This window comes from Desulfovibrio psychrotolerans (assembly GCF_013340305.1).
Classification (GTDB): domain Bacteria; phylum Desulfobacterota; class Desulfovibrionia; order Desulfovibrionales; family Desulfovibrionaceae; genus Halodesulfovibrio; species Halodesulfovibrio psychrotolerans.
Genome location: NZ_BLVP01000008.1, coordinates 519951 through 538958, shown reverse-complemented (window position 1 = coordinate 538958; position 19008 = coordinate 519951). Strand labels below are relative to the sequence as shown.

Genomic DNA, 19008 nt, shown 5'->3' with positions numbered 1-19008 from the left:
GATGATAGGCATGGCTACGGCATTGTTAAACCGGCTCTATATGAATGCCTATTTATGGTTAGCTCCGCCACGCATAGCACGTTGTGCAAACGGTCCATCGACCATAGCTGTTGCCCGCTCCGGCACAGCCTTACGAGGATAAGCAGAGATGCCCCCATGCAACACGGAACAGCCCTATTTCGGCTACTGGGCAAAATTTGACAAGAACACTGCCCCGTTCATCCACCTGCTGCCCTATCACCTGTTGGATGTTGCAGCCGTCTACGACAGACTCCTTTACCACTCCCCTCTCCTGCTGCGGCGCATCACGCACCTCTCCGGGTTACCTGCAACCAGCATCCGCGCACTCCTTCGCACACTCGCAGCCCTGCACGACATAGGCAAATTTGCGTCGCTCTTTCAGGAGCAGCAGGCAGCGGCTCGGGCCATGCTTACAAACGCCCCGCCTTCCGGCCTTGGCGGCAACACGCACCATACCGCGCTGGGGCAATCGCTCTACATGAGTGTTGTCCGCCAGAAACTGGAGAACCATCACTCCGCCTTTTCCGAAGAAGCGGCGCACACCATGCACCCCCTCATTGCCGCAACATTCGGGCATCACGGCTCTCCGCAGGAAGAGTCCGGCTCCATACGGCACTTCCGCCGCTCGGCAGAACACGCAGCCAGCTTTGCCTCCGAGGTTGTCGGTTTGCTGATGGAACCCATGGCGATTCCGGAAGATGAGCAGAGCTTCTGCGCTCTCTCGTGGCTCCATGCAGGACTCATGGTGGCAGCAGACTGGCTTGGTTCCAACACGCGCTGGTTTCCTTTCTGCACAGAACCGATGCCGCTAAAAACATACTGGGAAGAAGTGGCACTGCCCCATGCGCAGCGCGCCGTATGTGAATCCGGCTTGCTGGCGTCGCCCGCCCAACCGGAGCGCGACTTTACCCGGCTGCTTCCCCATCTTCATGCAGACGCCCGGCCCAGCCCGCTGCAAACCCATGCCCTGCACTATGCCCTGCAACACGCCGGTCCCCAGCTGCATATATTTGAAGACATGACCGGGGGCGGCAAAACGGAAGCAGCTCTGCTCTGCTGTCACGGGCTCATGCACATGGGCGAGGCGGAAGGATTCTACATCGGCCTGCCCACCATGGCCACGGCCAACGGCATGTATGCACGGCTGGCCCAGTCCTACCGGGCACTGTTTGCAGAAGATGAAGGCAGCGGCCAGCCCGCCCCCATATCCCTGATGCTGGCGCACGGCGCCCGCAATCTTTCCGAACTGTTCATGGCCAGCGTTCCCGATGCCGGCACATCTCCATCCATTGATCCGCAGACCGATGGGCGCTCCTACTGTGCCACATGGCTTGCCGATTCCCGAAAAAAGGCACTGCTGTCCCAGTGCGGCGTGGGCACAATAGATCAGGCCCTCATGGCCGTGCTCCCGGCCCGGCACCAGTGCCTGCGCCTGCTCGGACTGGCCCGCAACGTGCTGGTGGTAGACGAGGTGCATGCCTACGACGAATACACCGGATCATTGCTCCAGACCCTCCTCCGTTTTCATGCAGCCCTCGGGGGCAGTGCCATTCTTCTTTCCGCCACGCTCACCCGGAGCATGCGCGCCAATCTTGCCGCCGCGTTCTGTGAAGGAGCGGGATATCCACCCCCATCCCTGCATTCCGGCTTTTTTCCTCTGGCCACGGCAGTGGACCGGCAGGGCACCAGGGAGCAAGATATCCCGGCCACCCGGCATGCAATAATCCGTGTAGAGATGACCACAGACGAAAACGCCCTCTATAACGCGCTCATAGAAACCCGCACTTTTGGCGGTTGCACCTGCTGGATACGCAACACGGTGGATCAGGCGGGAGAAGCGTATCAGCACCTGCGTACGCAATATGGCGTCCCGGAAGAAGACATCATTCTCTTCCATGCCCGGTTCGCCATGGCAGACCGCCAAGCCATTGAAGAACGGGTGATGGCCCTGTTCGGCAAAGAGAGCACGCCGGAAGACAGGCGCGGCAAAATACTGATAGCCACACAGGTTGTTGAGCAAAGCCTTGATCTGGATTTTGATCTTCTGGCATCCGACCTTGCCCCCATGGAATTGCTCATTCAGCGCGGTGGCCGCTGTCACCGCCACAAGCGTTCCCGGCCTGCCGGACTGGAATCCCCCCGCATGCGTGTCTTGGCTCCGCAGGCACAGACAAACGCCACAAGCGACTGGTATGCCTCAGTGCTGGGCAAGGCCCAGTTTGTCTATCCCGTGCAGGCCCCGCTCTGGCGTACAGCCAGATTGCTGGAAGAGACACAGCACCTCTCTCTCCCCGATGACGCACGCAGACTGGTGGAATCGACGTATGACGACTCGGCCTTTGCGCCGCAGGCACTGCTGAAAGCCGATGAGAAGCACCTCCCCACACGCATGGGGAAACGTGATATGGCCCGGTATAATGCCTTGAAGCTGGAAGCCGGTTATTCCATCGGGGCTGTCGGGAGAGGCTGGGAAACAGACGAGAAGGTGCTCACCCGACTGGGGGAGGAGACCGTTCAACTACGCTTGCTGCGCTGGGATGGCACCCGCCTGCATCTTTGGGCGGAAGCCCCCGGTATGGCCGCTGCATGTCGGATGTCTGAAGTCTCGGTAGGCCTGCACAAGGTCACGCCGTCCACGCTCCCGCCCGACGTGACCGTTCAGCTTGCCGCGCTCTTGGAGCGCATGCCGGACAAGGGCAAGTGGTGCGTGCCGCTGGTTCTGCGGCAGGTTGGAGAGGGCTGGATAGCATGGGCGGAACAACAGGTGGAGTATACGGACAGCACAGGCCTAACTATTATCAATCCTGAATACTGAAAGGGCGTCCTGAACCACCCCCAGCCGGAAGCATCCTTGACAAGGCGTAACCAACATGGTTACACTCACTCCATGATACGGAGCTTCGCACACAGCGGACTTGAAGACCTGTTCTTCGACGGAATTACCAAAGGCGTACAGCAAAAGCACGTCCGCAAGCTGCTGGATATTCTGGACCGCCTGGACAACGCTCGAGAGATCGGAGACATGAACTACCCCGGTTCTGCCCTTCACCCACTGAAAGGAAAACGTGAGGGCCACTGGTCAGTAAAAGTCTCCGGCAATTGGCGACTGACCTTCCGGTTTGAAAACGGCGATGCCCATATTGTAAACTATCAGGACTACCATTAGGAGGAACGCCATGCGTACCCGCACCAGAAAACCCACGCATCCCGGCGGAATCCTGCACCGGATGCACATGGAGCCGCTGGGCCTCACCATCACCGCTCTGGCGCAGCGTTTGGGCATTTCCCGCAAAACGCTTTCCGCTATTGTGAACGAACGCGCCTCCATCACACCGGACATTGCGTTGCGCCTGTCCCGCGCTCTGAACACCTCACCGGAACTCTGGCTCAACATGCAGCAGGGGTACACCCTCTGGGAGGTGGCTCACACCAATACGGACTGGAAGGCCGTGGAACCCATTAAAACGGCCCAAGTGTAGCGGCGGGAGTCCTTCTAGAGCTTGCATTTTGAGCAACCGACGAGTATCCTTACAAAAGAGGAACCAGCCGACTACATGTTCCCTGCACATGCGGGGATGATCCGTTAGTTATGAACAAGTATGTCGGAATCATCTTCCGTTCCCCGCGCAAGCGGGGATTTCTTTTCATAGCCACCTAAAAGAAATAGAAAAATATTCGCATTAATAAAAAAGATAAGTTAGTAATGAAGAAGTAATTGACAAACACTCTGCAAGGGTTATTCTATACCCAGAAACATGGACCCTGCCCAATAAAAATGCCCCCAGACCACAAGGTGGGCCTAAGGGGCAGCCGCGTAACCTTGCGGGTACACGTCATTAGTAGGATTTTGACTTTACCCCACAAGGCTACGCGCAGTCAATAACCCTCAACCGAGGAGGTTGACATGACGCGTCGCCGCCCGCGGATTACGATTATTCTCATCATGCTTGATGAGGATGGCATTGTGATCTGCATCATTCCATTACGTATCCCGAACTGATTTCGCTCTGAGTTGACTAGCCAGAGAGCATTTCAATCTGGCTAGTCAGCGGGTTTTCTTGTACCGTCCTAAATCGAAAACCATGTATCGGAGTATGCCATGAAGACGTTCAATCTCCTGTCTGACCAATGGCTGCCCGTTATCCTGTCTGATGGGGGGCGCACACGCATTGCCCCGTGGGAACTGACAGCAACCCCTGCTCCGGTGGCGCTGGATGTGCCGCGACCGGACTTTGGAGGGGCCATGCTGGAATTCCTTGTGGGCTGCGTGCAGACCATGATCCCGCCCCACAGCAATAAGGATAAACAGGCATGGCGGAAAACACCGCCGCAACCCGAAACCTTGCGCGCGGCCATGGAGCCGTTCTTTCCCCACTTTTTCCTGCTGGGGGAACGCCCCCTCTTCATGCAGGACCTCACCCTGACGCCGGAAGAAGAAAACGTCGTCGGCATCGCTGCCCTGCTCATAGACTCCCCCGGCGAGAACGCCCTTAAAAAGGATACGGACTTCTTCGTCAAACGGGGACGCATAGAAAGCCTGTGCCCCACCTGTGCCGCCATGGCCCTGTTCACCATGCAGGCTTTCGCTCCGACCGGCGGGGTAGGTTACCGCACCTCTCTCCGCGGCGGCGGGCCTCTTTCCACGCTGGTGCTGGGCAATACCCTTTGGGAAACCGTGTGGAACAACGTGCTGGTAGCCAGTTCCGATGAATGGCGCATGCCCACCACACCGGACGGACTGGGCCGCGTGCTTCCGTGGACCGTGCCCACACGCATAAGCAAAGAAAAGGGCACAGCATGCTTGCCGGAACACGGGCACCCCCTGCACGCCTTCTGGGGCATGCCGCGCCGTATCCGGCTGCACAGTGAAACATCCGTCCAGCCGATCGGCTGCGATATCTGCGGCACTGCCACCACAACCGTCATCCGGCAGATGGGGGTCAAAAACTACGGCAACAACTACGAAGGGGCGTGGCGTCACCCCCTCACGCCCTACCACGACCCCGGGCAGGACAAACCGCCTCTGTCTGTCAAAGGCAGCGCGGATGGCACCGCCTACAACCAGTGGTTGGGCCTGCTCTACGGCTTGCCGGCAGACAGCAAGAAAAAGCTGTTGCCCGCCCTGTGCATTCAGCAGGTCCGCGATCTGACGGAGAAGGCGACCATGCGGATAAGCGTGTTCGGCTATGACATGAACAACATGGAACCCATGCAATGGTGCGAGGGCGAAATGCCTTTTTACCCGCTGGAAGATGCCGAAGCGGCAATCCTGCGGGAAGAGGTAGGCTTGTGGCTCTCCGTGGCGGACAGGATTCGATCCAATATGCTCAAGGCCGTCAAGGATGCCTTGTTTGCAGATGGCGGCCGCAACGCCAAGACGGACCAAACACTGTTGTCCGCCGCTTCCATGGCGTTCTGGTCCCGCACGGAATCGGTGTTCCATGCATTGGTGGCCCGATTCGTGATGCCTTTGCAGAAGGGCGACCCGGTAGAGCAGGACGCGCTTGCCCCTACCCTGCGCAAGGAATGGGCAACAACCATACTGAACACCGCAGAGGTCCTATTCGCGGAACAGGCAGAAAGCGGAACCTTCAGCAGCGTAGAGGCACCCCGCATTTACGGAGCACTTAACCAGATGCGCCGGTTCAACCGGGGCCTCTGCAATAAGGAATTGGGAACCGGCAACAAGGGAGGCAACGCGTGAGTGCATTCGGAGCATTTCTTAAAAACGACACGTTCAAAGGCTTTCTGCACACATGGTGGGAAGGGCTTAAGCAGAACCGGGGCATGCGGGCGGAGCTACGCCGGGCCCGCAGTCCGCTTGATGTGCTCGTTTCGCGCGCATACCAGCGCAATTTTCTGCCCGGCCTGCTGCGAGAAAGCGGCATTCGTCTTGTGGAAGATGAAATGGAAAGCTTGGCTCTGCCTGTGGGCATACTGGCACATGTGTGCAAACTGGATAAGCGCACCATCCCGGAAGCACTGGCCGCCATGCAGGCGGAAAAGCCCGGAACGGGCGGCAGAAGCATGGTTGATCTGCGCATGCAACGGCTGCTGGCCATTACTGACCGGGATGAACTGTACACCGCATGTATCCGGTTGGTGCGCTTTATGGATGATACGGTCAATCTGACCAGCCTGACGGAAAGCGGCTTCTGGTGGACGGAAGATACCCGCAAACGTTGGGCCCTTGCCTATTACGTTGCCCCTGAACAACGCCCCGCAAAAGGAGATAAGAAATGAGCAAGTTCATACAGTTGCATGTGCTTACCAGCTACCCCGCTTCTAACCTGAACCGCGACGACCTCGGCAGCCCCAAACGGGTTGTCATGGGCAACACCACCCGTCTGCGCGTCTCTTCCCAATGCCTCAAGCGGGCGTGGCGCACGTCTGACATCTTCCAGAACCTCGGTTCGGAACATATGGGTGTTCGCACCAAGGAGATGGGACGGCATATATTCACTGCACTGACAAAAGGCTGCACCTTGCAGGATGTGCTGGCAGGAAAAGCCGCAAGCGGCCACGCCATGCTGGAGGAAAAGGAAGCCGTTGCCATTGCCCGCACCATTGCCGGTGTGTTCGGCAAGAACAAGTCTGCATACGACCCCAAAAAGGACGTCGATACCGATGACTCACGCAGAAAGCTTCTGGAATCTCTGGAGATAGAGCAGCTCGCCCATTTTTCACAGGAAGAAATAGCCGCCATTTCCGCGCAGGTGGAAGCCTGCCGCCAAAACCGCAAGGCACCGGAAGAAAAACAGGTAAACTTGTTGCGCACCAACATAAAGGCGGTCGATATCGCCATGTTCGGGCGCATGCTGGCGGCTGAAAAGGATTACAATATGGATGCGGCTGTGCAGGTGGCCCATGCCATGACCGTGCATGCCGTGACCGTGGCAGACGACTTTTTCACGGCGGTGGACGACCTGAACCGCGACGACAGCGGCGCGGGCCACATGGGAGTATCGGAGTTCGGCGCGGGCGTCTTCTACCTGTACCTGTGCATAGACCGTGACCTGCTGCAGCAGAACCTGCAGGACGATGCGGAACTGACCAACCGGGCACTCACCGCCCTGCTGCAGGCCGTGGCGCAGGTAAGCCCCACGGGCAAGCAGAACAGCTTCGGTTCCCACGCCTATGCCTCATACATTCTGGCGGAACGCGGCAACGAGCAGCCCCGCAACCTTTCCGTGGCCTATCTGACCGGTGTAAACTCCAAGGATGATGTCCTGCAGGATGCCATTACGCGCCTGACAGACACCCGTGCACACATGAACAAGGCATACGGCCAGAAAACGGAGTGCGCAGAACTGAACATTCTCACCGGCAGCGGCAGCCTTAAGGACCTTGCGGCGTTTATGGTGGGATAAAGCCATGGCACAGTATCTGACCTTTCAACTCTACGGCCCTTTGCAGGCATACGGCACAGTGGCAGTGGGGGCAATACGCCCCACGGCCACCATGCCCACGCGCTCTGCCGTAATCGGGCTGCTGGCCGCCGCTCTGGGCATCAGACGGGACGAGGAAGCACGGCTGGCAGAATTGCATAAAGCGTATGGCATGGCCGTTCGGGAACACTCCCCCGGCAAGGTGCTGCTGGATTATCACACCATTCAGGCACCGGGAACCAGAGGTAAGCGCCAGCTCTTCTGCCGCCGGGATGAACTGCTGCTCACGGAGCCGAACACCATCCTCTCCCGCCGGGAATACCTTATGGATGCCCTGTTCACGGTCTGCCTGTGGCAACGGAGCGATTCGGCCCCGCATACGCTGCAGCAACTGGCGCAGGCGCTAAAAACCCCTCACTGGACGCTGTGGCTCGGGCGCAAATCGTGCCCGCCTGCCCTGCCGCTTGCCCCGCAGGTGGGTGAGCATGCAACCCCGCAGGCGGCGCTTGCCGCGTACCTCGTGTATGAACCTGTTTCTGCAACTCTTCGCCATTCCGACCCGTATCGCATACATATGGATGCAGATGAGCTGCTGGAATCGGATGGCCTGCCGGATGCAGAGGGCCTGCCAGACCTGCCTGCTGATCTGGGCGATCTGGATGATCTGGCTGATCTGGGCGATCTGGCTGACGCGGCAGGAGGCATGGAGATGCACCGCGACATGCCCCTGCACCACGGGCGCAGGCAGTTTGCAAAACGCCCTGTCCGTGTGCTGCTGGTTTCCCGCGTAGCAGACAGCGCACACCACGCTGAAATGCCTGCCGATGCGGAGGTATCTTATGTGGATAAGTAAACTTGTGCTTGATCCCCGGCATGCGGCCAGATCGGGCTTGTACGACACGCACAGGCTTCTCTGGAATCTGTTCGCCGACAGGCCGGACAGAAAGCGGGATTTCCTGTTCCGCGAGCAGGATGATCCCCACACATTCCTCACCGTTTCTCACCGCCAGCCGCATGACGCGGAAGGATGGTGGACAACGCAAATCAAGCCCTACGCCCCCAAGTTGCAGCAGGGAGAGGGCATTGCCTTTTCCCTGCGCGCCAACGCGGTGGTAAAACGCAATATAGATGGCAAGCAACGCCGATTTGACGTGATGCAGGATGCACGCATCCGCCTGCAGGAGCGGCAGCCGGGCATAGACGCTTCCGACCTTCCCGTCCGTGCCGGGCTTGCGCAGTCAGCCGGTATGGAATGGCTGCTGAAGCGTCAGCAGGAACTGGGCCTGAGCATCGATCCCGGCTGCGTGCAGGTGGACGGCTGCCGTGTGGAGCGGTTTATCAAGCGCAACCCGCACGCCGGTCGCTCCCACACTATCAGTCTGGGCATCATGGATATGCAGGGCACGGCGCAGGTAGAAGACCCGCAAAAGCTGTTGCGCGTGCTGTTCCAAGGCGTGGGGCCGGCTAAAGGCTTTGGCTGCGGTCTGCTGCTGGTGCGCAGGCTATGACCATGCTGCCCGCCCTGAAACCCATACCCATCAAGGAAAGGTTATCCATGATCTTTCTGGAAAAGGGCAATCTGGACGTGCTGGACGGTGCGTTTGTGCTGGTGGATGCCACGGGGGTGCGCACACACATCCCCGTGGGCTCCGTGGCCTGTATTCTTCTGGAACCGGGCACGCGTGTCAGCCATGCTGCCGTTGTGCTTGCCGCACGTGCGGGCACACTCCTTGTCTGGACCGGCGAGGCCGGAGTGCGGTTATACGCCTCCGGCCAGCCGGGGGGAGCCAGGAGCGACAAGCTGCTTTATCAGGCCAAGCTGGCTCTGGATGAAACGGCCCGCCTTAAAGTGGTTAGGCGCATGTATGCCATGCGTTTTCAGGAACAGGCACCGGAAAAACGTAGCGTTGACCAACTGCGGGGGCTGGAGGGAGCACGGGTTCGCGCCCTGTATACACTCTTTGCCAAGCAATACCGGGTGCCTTGGAAAGGCCGGAAGTATGACCCCAAAGACTGGGACTCTGGCGATGTGCCCAACCGTTGTGTCAGTGCAGCCACGGCATGCCTGTATGGTGTGTGCGAGGCCGGAATCCTTGCTGCGGGATATGCCCCTGCAATTGGATTTCTGCATACCGGCAAACCGCAGAGCTTTGTGTATGACGTGGCTGACCTTTTCAAGTTTGAAACGGTGGTTCCGCTGGCGTTTCGCATTGCAGCGGAAAAGCCGGACAAACCGGATCAGGCAGTTCGGCTGGCCTGCCGCGATATGTTCAGAAAAACAAAACTGCTGCAACGCATCATCCCCACAATTGAAGAGGTGCTGGCAGCAGGCGAGATCACGCCTCCCAAAATTGAGGGAGTGGTTGCCCCCGCAATACTAGATGAGGAGGGAATTGGCGATGACGGTCATCGTGGTTGAAAACGTGCCTCCCCGTCTGCGCGGGCGTTTAGCCGTTTGGATGCTGGAAATCAGGGCCGGAGTCTACGTGGGGTCATTTTCTGTCAAGGTCCGCGAAATGGTCTGGAAGAACGTAGAAGTGGGCATTGGAGAAGGAAATGCCGTCATGGTGTGGCGGGCACAGACCGAATCCGGCTTCGACTTCCTTACACTGGGAGCAAACAGACGCCATCCTGTTGATTTTGATGGAACTCCTCTGGTTTCATTCTTTCCTTCTCCAGAAATAATTGGCCTGTAAAAAATATACAATGATCTTTGACAATTACAGAGAGACAAACTGGTAGTTTTAATCTCTTCATTTTTTGCGTAGTATTTCCGTGCGTTAGAAATGGAGTGTTCCCCGCACCCGCGGGGATGATCCGCGGGTTGTGGTGAGCCATGGTTGAGAGACCCTGTGTTCCCCGCACCCGCGGGGATGATCCGGTTTACCACTCTGCTTGCCCGGCTGCGGGAGTGTGTTCCCCGCACCCGCGGGGATGATCCGGACTACGTTGATCTGAAGGAGCGGGAGATAGCGTGTTCCCCGCACCCGCGGGGATGATCCGCGCCCCAACAGCCTCCGGCGTGTGCCAGTCGTGTGTTCCCCGCACCCGCGGGGATGATCCGTACAGAGATGGGGAGTGGTCCTTGGTACGTAGGTGTTCCCCGCACCCGCGGGGATGATCCGTGCCCGTGCATATGAGATGATTTCATCTACTCGTGTTCCCCGCACCCGCGGGGATGATCCGAACGGAATCAATGGGGATGTAAACAGCGAAATGTGTTCCCCGCACCCGCGGGGATGATCCGCAGAGCAAGACCACCAAATATCAGGCGCTGAAGTGTTCCCCGCACCCGCGGGGATGATCCGAGGCCGTATTTGGTATAAAATCCAAAAATGAGGTGTTCCCCGCACCCGCGGGGATGATCCGCAAAAAATCCGCCGCCCCCTCCCTTGAAAGCTGTGTTCCCCGCACCCGCGGGGATGATCCGGTGTACACCCGCGACCGTACCGAAGGGCCGTGGTGTTCCCCGCACCCGCGGGGATGATCCGCCTCGGACTTGCGACCGATGGTGTTGGTGGCGTGTTCCCCGCACCCGCGGGGATGATCCGATCGAATTTGTATGGGCCACCGAGGATCCACAGTGTTCCCCGCACCCGCGGGGATGATCCGGGCATCCAGAAATTCCTGAGTCACATTGGCCGGTGTTCCCCGCACCCGCGGGGATGATCCGACAAAGAGTCTCGGTGCGCACAAGAAGACCCTGTGTTCCCCGCACCCGCGGGGATGATCCGCGTTAGTTATACTTCACTTTTGCGGCGGTAGAGTGTTCCCCGCACCCGCGGGGATGATCCGAGAAATCTGAAACTTATTGACTTCCGGCTCATGTGTTCCCCGCACCCGCGGGGATGATCCGTAATCAGAACTTGCACGATGAGCTTCATCGATGTGTTCCCCGCACCCGCGGGGATGATCCGCAAATTCAGCTTGCCTCCGGGCCGTGTCCATTGTGTTCCCCGCACCCGCGGGGATGATCCGCCCACAATCACCACCAGCGCCACCGCTCCCGTGTGTTCCCCGCACCCGCGGGGATGATCCGCAGGCTCAAGGGTCAGGAGTCAGAAGCCTTTTGTGTTCCCCGCACCCGCGGGGATGATCCGTAGTAATGGCAATGCTAATGACAACTGACCCTGTGTTCCCCGCACCCGCGGGGATGATCCGAGCTTGCCCAAACCGAGGAAGAACGCGCGTTGGTGTTCCCCGCACCCGCGGGGATGATCCGTTGCACCAGCGTCCAGAGACGAAGGCGTTACCGTGTTCCCCGCACCCGCGGGGATGATCCGGATCGATGAGCCTTGCCCCATATGGGAAAAGGGTGTTCCCCGCACCCGCGGGGATGATCCGTCGCAATGCTCTCCTCTCGCGTCTGCGTAGTAGTGTTCCCCGCACCCGCGGGGATGATCCGCTACTCACGCCATACTTAGCAAGCGCAGTTTTGTGTTCCCCGCACCCGCGGGGATGATCCGCGCCTCTTGGTTTCCTGTCTCGCTGCGGTTGTGTGTTCCCCGCACCCGCGGGGATGATCCGAACATACTGCCCGTCAACTTCGTCAATCCAGCGTGTTCCCCGCACCCGCGGGGATGATCCGGTTAGGGACATCGGGATACAGATGTGCCAGAAGTGTTCCCCGCACCCGCGGGGATGATCCGGTCTTCCTCCAGCGTTGGCCCGTCGCCACAAAGTGTTCCCCGCACCCGCGGGGATGATCCGGCTATGACCTCGTCAGACGGTATTGTATGGACGTGTTCCCCGCACCCGCGGGGATGATCCGATGATCCAAACGGCCAATACATGATCTCGGTAGTGTTCCCCGCACCCGCGGGGATGATCCGGTAGATAAGGGGTTGAAGGCAAAAGCAAAAAAGTGTTCCCCGCACCCGCGGGGATGATCCGGCCCTTGCCCACATCTCCGACGCCGGGCACGGGTGTTCCCCGCACCCGCGGGGATGATCCGCAGGTGGAATAAGCTCCATTTTAGCGAGGTATGTGTTCCCCGCACCCGCGGGGATGATCCGTTGTTTTTCCGCAGCCTCGGCGCGGGGGTATAGTGTTCCCCGCACCCGCGGGGATGATCCGAACATGCCCCGGTTATCACGCGATACGCTTCAGTGTTCCCCGCACCCGCGGGGATGATCCGATGTTGCCGAGCTTATTGGCGTTACCAAATATGTGTTCCCCGCACCCGCGGGGATGATCCGTATTTGTTCAGGAATCGGGGTTGCAGAATCAGGTGTTCCCCGCACCCGCGGGGATGATCCGCATGGATGTGAGTAAAGCCATCGATAAGGCGGGTGTTCCCCGCACCCGCGGGGATGATCCGAACTCTCCGCCATTGATCTAGTCCAACTCCACGTGTTCCCCGCACCCGCGGGGATGATCCGTCCGATAATTGACCAAAACATAAGTATCGTATGTGTTCCCCGCACCCGCGGGGATGATCCGGGTCGCACCAGATACCGCACGGCGGAAGGCAAGTGTTCCCCGCACCCGCGGGGATGATCCGCGGTATTACAAGGCAATGGCCGATTGCATGGAGTGTTCCCCGCACCCGCGGGGATGATCCGCAAAATGCTCTTTAAAAACCGGGTACTCAATGGTGTTCCCCGCACCCGCGGGGATGATCCGCGGCTGTTGCTGGCCATACAATCGTATAATGGGTGTTCCCCGCACCCGCGGGGATGATCCGCCATCCGCCCTTATGCAGCAGGTCATCCAGCTGTGTTCCCCGCACCCGCGGGGATGATCCGGTTGCGGCACACAATGCGGTTTTTCGGAGACTGTGTTCCCCGCACCCGCGGGGATGATCCGGGCACAGATGGACGGTCAGCACGTTTTTCGATGTGTTCCCCGCACCCGCGGGGATGATCCGCGTGTCAACAGGGAACGACAGTGTGCGCGCTTGTGTTCCCCGCACCCGCGGGGATGATCCGCGGTATTACAAGGCAATGGCCGATTGCATGGAGTGTTCCCCGCACCCGCGGGGATGATCCGAACACTTATGCTCTGAGTGTTTGCAGTTATATGTGTTCCCCGCACCCGCGGGGATGATCCGGAACAGCAAGGGGGGCATGACGGGCTATACAGGTGTTCCCCGCACCCGCGGGGATGATCCGATGATGGCGTGGAAGCGCTGGCATGGTCCTTTGTGTTCCCCGCACCCGCGGGGATGATCCGGCCGCTGTTGTTGCCGTAAACGGAGCACAAAAGTGTTCCCCGCACCCGCGGGGATGATCCGAGTTGGAGTCTGCAAAAAAACAGATGAGCGAGGTGTTCCCCGCACCCGCGGGGATGATCCGTCCGAACATGCTCCAGAAATTTACCAATCTGTGTGTTCCCCGCACCCGCGGGGATGATCCGTGGGGCCGCATGTTGCCTGTACGCATTGAGCAGTGTTCCCCGCACCCGCGGGGATGATCCGTTTAATGGTCCCGGCTCCGTCTTGCTGTGTCAGTGTTCCCCGCACCCGCGGGGATGATCCGGCGTACATGGGCCTGAAGCTGGCAAACCCCCGGTGTTCCCCGCACCCGCGGGGATGATCCGCGATACCAGCGTGCTCTCTCACGTCCGCAGATGTGTTCCCCGCACCCGCGGGGATTGAACCCCACCGAAAGAGACATTCAAAAAATCGAATTATCTCGTAAACCCGGATGAAGATCGCCCTCAAAGCTCAGTGGAAATGTTAGAACGGGGGAATATGGTGAAAGTCCATGAAACAAAAAGGCTTACGACCAATTTGATCATAAGCCTTTGTTATTCCTTGGTACCCAGGACGGGACTTGAACCCGTACAGCCCGAAGGCCGAGAGATTTTAAGTCTCTTGTGTCTACCAATTCCACCACCCGGGCACGGGGAGTCAGGCTTCGTAGTATGGAGCGCAGGGTCGCGTCAACCATCTTCGGCAGGCGCAGAAAAAAATCCTGAATCCCGCCCGGCGGATAGCGGCAATCATTCCTGCGGGCCGGGCAAGGTGCAGTCCGTGTGGCAGGCCCTCATGGAAATATCCATGGCCGCCTCCTTCCATCCGTTTTCAAAAAAACAATACAAATGCACCACATGCAAATCCTTATGCACGCACAGCAGCCGCCCCTGCACAGACTTGGGCAAAAACGCCGCCACCGCATCGCATAACGAATGAAACGCCGCCTCCTCATACCGGACCAGCACGCACTGCATCCGCAGCGCATCGCCCTGCGCCGTCAGGTCCACATGCTCTGCGCCCGCCTGCTCCAGCGCTTCACGCAGCTCATCAATTAGATTCGCTTCCAGCGCGTACAACTCGTTATAACTCAAATCCGGACTGTACAGCATGTGCCCGAAAATCTCGCAATCGTGCATCCCCATTGTTCACAATCCTCCGCCCGACTGGTTTCATGGCCACGCCAACGCGCCGGACAGCCTCCGGCCCGCAACGCAATATCCCCGCCCTGCAAGATACTACCACCCCTGAAGCAATGCGTCAATTGTCATACAATATCAGTGGATTGGGCAGAAAAATCGCGTCATTTTCCCACGCTGGAACTTTGCCCGCGCATTTGCTACACCCTTGCCCATGTCATCCTCCTCTTCACCGTTTCCGCAGCAATCCTCCCCTCCGCACGCGCCCTCCTCCGGCAGGCAGAACGCCCCCGGCCGCCTTGTCGTGCTCGGGCTGGACGGGCTCCCCCTCTCCCTTGCCCGCACTCTCGCCGCCACGGGCCGTTTTCCCGCCCTTGCGCGGCTCACGGAAAAGGCCCGCGCCATCCGCGCAGAACTGCCGGAACTCTCTCCCGTCAACTGGACCAGCTTCTTCACCGCCACCGGGCCGGAAGAGCACGGCATATTCGGCTTCACCCGCATCCACGCCCGCACCTACGAAATGGCCCTGTGCAGTCTGGAGCACGTGCAAACCCCCACCATCTTCGACAGGCTGGGAGCCGCCGGACTGACTGCGCGCGTCGTCAACCTGCCGAACACCTACCCCGCCCGTCCCCTGAGGGGCATGATGGTTTCCGGCTTCGTTGCGCACGATCTTTCCCGCGCCGTGTTCCCGCCCATGCTGGCGGGTGCCCTGCGCCAGCGCGGCTACCTGCTGGAGGCAGATACCACCCGCGCCGCAGACAACCCGCTTGCGTTGCTGGAAGAACTGCGCAAAACCCTCGCCTCGCGCCGCGCCGCGCTGGACCTGCTGTGGCCCGACCTCGCGTGGAACCTTTTCGTGCTGGTGCTTACAGAAACGGACCGCCTGTTCCACTTCCTGTTCGATGCCGTCAACGACCCCGCCCATGCGTTGCATCAGCAGTGCCTCTCCCTGCTCATGGAATGGGACAGCACCATCGCCGCCCTGCTGGAACGGTTCGATGCCCTGCCGGACCCCAAACGGCTGATCGTCCTCGCAGACCACGGCTTCACTCACCTGATAACCGAGGTGGACCTGAACGCCTTTCTCCGCGCAGAAGGACTGCTGCACACCGCCCTGCCGCCGGAAGCCAGCGACGAACTGGACGCCTCCGGCATCCTGCCCTCCACCCGCGCCTTTGCGCTGGACCCCGGACGCATCTACCTGCATACCGCCGCCCGCTTCGCACGCGGGCAGGTTTCCGCAGACAATGCCGCCCCCCTGCGCGAACGCATCCGTCAGGCACTGCTGTCTCTGCGGCACAATGGCACCCCCGTCCTCGCCGCCGTGCACGATGCCGCAAGCCTCTACCCCGGCCCCATGCAGCCGTTCGCACCCGATCTGGTCTGCGAGCCGAACCCCGGCTTCGACCTGAAGGCCAAATTCAACCGGCGCGATGTCTTCAGCCTGCACGGACGCACCGGAACCCACACGGTGCACGATGTCTTCTTTTATGATAGCACTCCACCAGACATGCAGCAGCCAAACAGTGAGCCAAATATGCGGCCAAATATGCGGCCTGACATGCAGCCTGACAGTGGACCAACCTTTGGACCAGCCATGCAGGCAGAACGGGTGCGCGATGTGGGCCGTCTGGTGCTGCACCACTTCGGCCTTGCCGCCGCAGAACCGGCTGCTGAAAAAACAGCCCCAGCAGCACCTGCGCCCTCCTCTCCCGCCACGGTGCGCTGACCGGAAAAAGCAGCGCGCCGCAGGCCATGGCAGGAGGACGCAATGCACTCCGCGCATACGATTCAGGCCCCGCAAACAGTTCGCATCAACGCAGCAGACCGCCATGGCGCTGCAATCTTCAGGGTCGGTACATGATTGATTTTAAAAAGGAACTGAACCCCGCCCAATACGAAGCGGCCATGACTCTCGAAGGCCCCGTCCTGTGCATCGCAGGCGCAGGCTCGGGCAAGACCAGAACCATTGTCTACCGTCTGGCCAACATGGTGGAACAGGGCGTTCCGGCCTACGAAATACTGCTGCTCACCTTCACCCGCAAGGCATCGCAAGAGATGCTGCACCGCGCAGAAACCCTTCTCGGGCGCGGCATAGGGGCGGTTTCCGGCGGCACCTTCCACGCGTTCGCCTACTCCGTGCTGCGCCAGCACCCCCCGGCGGGACGCGAAAACGGTCTTTCCATCATGGACGCGGCAGACGCCGCAGAAGCCCTCAAATACTGCAAAGACCTGCTCGGCGCGGGCAAGGGCGACAAGTCCTTCCCCAAAACCGCCACCGTCATGGGCATGCTCTCCAAGTCCCGCAACAAGGAACGCGACATAGGCGATATCCTGCAACGCGAGGCCTTTCACCTTGCCGCCTACCGGAACGACATAGAAGCCATTGCGCAGAGCTACGCCGCCTACAAACAGGAACATGGCCTGCTGGATTACGACGACCTGCTCTTTGAACTGGAACACCTGCTCTCCACCCGCGCCGACCTGCTGGAATTCTACCGCCAGCGGTTCCGCTACATCATGGTGGACGAGTATCAGGATACCAACCTCGTCCAGTCCCGGCTGGTGCAGCTTCTGGCGGGCGGTCACCGCAACGTCATGGCCGTGGGTGACGATGCCCAGTCCATCTACGCCTTCCGGGGGGCCAATGTGCAGAACATCCTGCAGTTCCCCAACATGTTTCCCGGAACAAAACTCATCAAGCTGGAAGAGAACTACCGCTCCGTCCAGCCCGTGCTCAACCTCACCAACGCCATTCTGGAAGATGCCCCGGCAGCCTTCCACAAATCCCTGTTCACCAGCCGCACCGGCGGCTCGCTGCCGCAACTGGTCAAACCCCTCTCCGACCTCACGCAGGCCAATCTGGTGGTGAACAAGATAGCGGAACTGCGCAGCCTCTACCAACCGGGCGAAATCGCCGTGCTGTTCCGGGCGGGCTACCAGTCCTACCATGTGGAAATGCAGCTCGGCAAAGCGGGTATACCGTTCAGAAAATACGGCGGCCTCAAATACTCAGACGCCGCGCACGTCAAAGATGTCATGAGCTACGTACGCCTCATGCTCAACCCGCTGGACCTGCCCGCCTTTCAGCGGCTGGCTGCCAACGTCAAGGGCATAGGCCCCAAGACGGGCCTGAAGATATACGAGGCCTCGCGCATGCAGAACGTGGCGGAACTGGATAAGGCCCTCAAAAAGTATCCGAATTTCCGTAAGGATCTGGAACTGGTAGACACCCTGCGCCGCCAGCGGCTGCAACCGGCCGAGGTACTGGAAGAGGTGCTGGAACACTACCGCCCCCGGCTCATGGCCCTCTACCCGGACGACTACCCACGCCGGGAACACGGGCTGGACCAACTGGTGCAGATTGCCGCCACCTACCGCGAACTGGACCTCTTCGTCTCCGACCTGTCGCTGGAAGACCCCAACCCGGAAGCGGCGCAGGCCGAGAACCATATCACCCTCTCCACCGTGCATTCCGCCAAGGGGCTGGAATGGGACGCCGTGCTCATCATCGACCTTGTGGAAGAACGCTTCCCCTCCAAACAGGCCCTGCAAAAAGCCGAGGACCTTGAAGAAGAAAGAAGGCTCATGTACGTGGCCTGCACCCGTGCCCGCGAATATCTGGGCCTGTTCGTTCCGTCCTCTATCTACAGCCGTGGTGGCGGCGGCAACGAACCGGCCAGCCCCAGCCCCTTTGTGCGCGACCTGCCCGTGCACCTCTATGAGGAATGGAAGGAGAACTACACCGGCGGCCTTGCCCGCCGCGAATACCCGCAGCAGCGGACCATGCGCCTCGGTTCCTGCGCCCCGCAAGCCCCGGACGCAGCCATGCCTGCTTCGGCTGCCACCGCCATGCAGAAGCGCAGCACTTTCGCAGATGCCGCTTCGGCTTCAGGCATGCAAACGGACGAAGACGGCATCCCCTTTGCCACGGCAGACGACTGCATACCTAAACCCGCCAGCCCCAGCCCCCGCCGGCTGGGCTTCTGCACGCACAAGATTTTCGGACGCGGCAAGCTTGTGCAGCACGTCCCGCCGGATAAATACCGGGTAAACTTCCCCGGCTTCGGCCTCAAGGTCATCATGGAAGCCTATTTGCAGATGGAAGACTGACCTGTACCCTGACCTTGACGTGACCTTGACGTACTCTGGCCCGCCCGCATGACCGGAATGCACGGTCAGCCAAGGCGAAAACCCCGTGTGTACACGGCGCAAAATCCCGCTTGCGATGCACTGCGGAAGAGCATATGGATGCGCTGTC

At 59.8% G+C, this 19008-nt stretch carries 13 protein-coding genes, 1 tRNA gene and 1 CRISPR repeat array; of the genes, 12 read left to right on the top strand and 2 right to left on the bottom strand.

Annotated elements, in window-relative coordinates; translation table 11 throughout:
* The first annotated feature begins 148 nt into the window (after positions 1 to 148).
* The 10 genes from cas3 (at position 149) to cas2e (ending at position 10105) form a co-directional block, all read left to right on the top strand.
* Positions 149 to 2836 (top strand): CRISPR-associated helicase Cas3', encoded by a 2688-nt coding sequence (gene cas3, locus HUV26_RS10090; protein ID WP_174409970.1) that lies wholly within the window; start codon positions 149 to 151, stop codon positions 2834 to 2836.
* A gap of 72 nt (positions 2837 to 2908) precedes the next feature.
* Positions 2909 to 3187 carry a type II toxin-antitoxin system RelE/ParE family toxin gene (locus HUV26_RS10085; RefSeq protein WP_174409969.1) on the top strand — a complete coding sequence of 93 codons (279 nt, stop codon included), beginning with the start codon at positions 2909 to 2911 and terminating at the stop codon, positions 3185 to 3187.
* Between the two features lie 10 nt (positions 3188 to 3197).
* The gene (locus HUV26_RS10080; RefSeq protein WP_174409968.1) at positions 3198 to 3500 is read left to right on the top strand and encodes a HigA family addiction module antitoxin; all 303 of its coding nucleotides are present in this window, start codon (positions 3198 to 3200) and stop codon (positions 3498 to 3500) included.
* Positions 3501 to 4120: 620 nt separating this feature from the next.
* Complete coding sequence (gene casA / locus HUV26_RS10075; RefSeq protein ID WP_174409967.1) at positions 4121 to 5725, top strand: type I-E CRISPR-associated protein Cse1/CasA; 1605 nt, start codon at positions 4121 to 4123, stop codon at positions 5723 to 5725.
* Complete coding sequence (gene casB, locus HUV26_RS10070) at positions 5722 to 6264, top strand: type I-E CRISPR-associated protein Cse2/CasB (protein WP_174409966.1); 543 nt, start codon at positions 5722 to 5724, stop codon at positions 6262 to 6264. The genes casA and casB overlap by 4 nt, the downstream gene beginning before the upstream one ends.
* A complete protein-coding gene (cas7e, locus tag HUV26_RS10065; RefSeq protein ID WP_174409965.1) occupies positions 6261 to 7391 on the top strand; it encodes a type I-E CRISPR-associated protein Cas7/Cse4/CasC in 1131 nt (376 codons plus the stop codon). Before casB ends, cas7e begins: the two co-directional genes overlap by 4 nt.
* A 4-nt stretch (positions 7392 to 7395) precedes the next feature.
* Positions 7396 to 8262 (top strand): type I-E CRISPR-associated protein Cas5/CasD, encoded by an 867-nt coding sequence (gene cas5e / locus HUV26_RS10060; RefSeq protein ID WP_174409964.1) that lies wholly within the window; start codon positions 7396 to 7398, stop codon positions 8260 to 8262.
* Complete coding sequence (cas6e, locus tag HUV26_RS10055) at positions 8249 to 8917, top strand: type I-E CRISPR-associated protein Cas6/Cse3/CasE (protein WP_174409963.1); 669 nt, start codon at positions 8249 to 8251, stop codon at positions 8915 to 8917. The genes cas5e and cas6e overlap by 14 nt, the downstream gene beginning before the upstream one ends.
* Positions 8914 to 9828 carry a type I-E CRISPR-associated endonuclease Cas1e gene (gene cas1e, locus HUV26_RS10050; RefSeq protein ID WP_205245137.1) on the top strand — a complete coding sequence of 305 codons (915 nt, stop codon included), beginning with the start codon at positions 8914 to 8916 and terminating at the stop codon, positions 9826 to 9828. Before cas6e ends, cas1e begins: the two co-directional genes overlap by 4 nt.
* Complete coding sequence (cas2e, locus tag HUV26_RS10045) at positions 9809 to 10105, top strand: type I-E CRISPR-associated endoribonuclease Cas2e (protein ID WP_174409962.1); 297 nt, start codon at positions 9809 to 9811, stop codon at positions 10103 to 10105. Before cas1e ends, cas2e begins: the two co-directional genes overlap by 20 nt.
* A 95-nt stretch (positions 10106 to 10200) precedes the next feature.
* Positions 10201 to 14010: a CRISPR direct-repeat array (repeat unit 29 nt; unit sequence GTGTTCCCCGCACCCGCGGGGATGATCCG).
* A gap of 157 nt (positions 14011 to 14167) precedes the next feature.
* Here cas2e and HUV26_RS10040 read toward each other — a convergent pair.
* Both HUV26_RS10040 and HUV26_RS10035 read right to left on the bottom strand, forming a co-directional pair.
* A tRNA-Leu gene (locus HUV26_RS10040) sits at positions 14168 to 14254 on the bottom strand.
* Between the two features lie 100 nt (positions 14255 to 14354).
* Positions 14355 to 14750, bottom strand: coding sequence for a hypothetical protein (locus HUV26_RS10035; RefSeq protein WP_174409961.1), 396 nt, complete (start codon positions 14748 to 14750; stop codon positions 14355 to 14357).
* 208 nt (positions 14751 to 14958) lie between these two features.
* Between HUV26_RS10035 and HUV26_RS10030 the strand changes: the two genes are divergently transcribed.
* Both HUV26_RS10030 and HUV26_RS10025 read left to right on the top strand, forming a co-directional pair.
* Positions 14959 to 16476, top strand: a complete 1518-nt coding sequence (locus HUV26_RS10030; RefSeq protein WP_174410284.1) for an alkaline phosphatase family protein — start codon at positions 14959 to 14961, stop codon at positions 16474 to 16476.
* Positions 16477 to 16607: 131 nt separating this feature from the next.
* Positions 16608 to 18860 (top strand): ATP-dependent helicase, encoded by a 2253-nt coding sequence (locus HUV26_RS10025; protein ID WP_174409960.1) that lies wholly within the window; start codon positions 16608 to 16610, stop codon positions 18858 to 18860.
* Positions 18861 to 19008: the final 148 nt, after the last annotated feature.

Coding starts and splice junctions, on each gene's coding strand:
- HUV26_RS10030 (WP_174410284.1), top strand. CDS start 14,959: ATGTCATCCTCCTCTTCACCGTTTCCGCAGCAATCCTCCCCTCCGCAC.
- cas5e (WP_174409964.1), top strand. CDS start 7,396: ATGGCACAGTATCTGACCTTTCAACTCTACGGCCCTTTGCAGGCATAC.
- cas1e (WP_205245137.1), top strand. CDS start 8,914: ATGACCATGCTGCCCGCCCTGAAACCCATACCCATCAAGGAAAGGTTA.
- cas7e (WP_174409965.1), top strand. CDS start 6,261: ATGAGCAAGTTCATACAGTTGCATGTGCTTACCAGCTACCCCGCTTCT.
- cas2e (WP_174409962.1), top strand. CDS start 9,809: ATGACGGTCATCGTGGTTGAAAACGTGCCTCCCCGTCTGCGCGGGCGT.
- cas3 (WP_174409970.1), top strand. CDS start 149: ATGCCCCCATGCAACACGGAACAGCCCTATTTCGGCTACTGGGCAAAA.
- HUV26_RS10080 (WP_174409968.1), top strand. CDS start 3,198: ATGCGTACCCGCACCAGAAAACCCACGCATCCCGGCGGAATCCTGCAC.
- casA (WP_174409967.1), top strand. CDS start 4,121: ATGAAGACGTTCAATCTCCTGTCTGACCAATGGCTGCCCGTTATCCTG.
- HUV26_RS10025 (WP_174409960.1), top strand. CDS start 16,608: ATGATTGATTTTAAAAAGGAACTGAACCCCGCCCAATACGAAGCGGCC.
- cas6e (WP_174409963.1), top strand. CDS start 8,249: ATGTGGATAAGTAAACTTGTGCTTGATCCCCGGCATGCGGCCAGATCG.
- HUV26_RS10085 (WP_174409969.1), top strand. CDS start 2,909: ATGATACGGAGCTTCGCACACAGCGGACTTGAAGACCTGTTCTTCGAC.
- HUV26_RS10035 (WP_174409961.1), bottom strand. CDS start 14,750: ATGGGGATGCACGATTGCGAGATTTTCGGGCACATGCTGTACAGTCCG.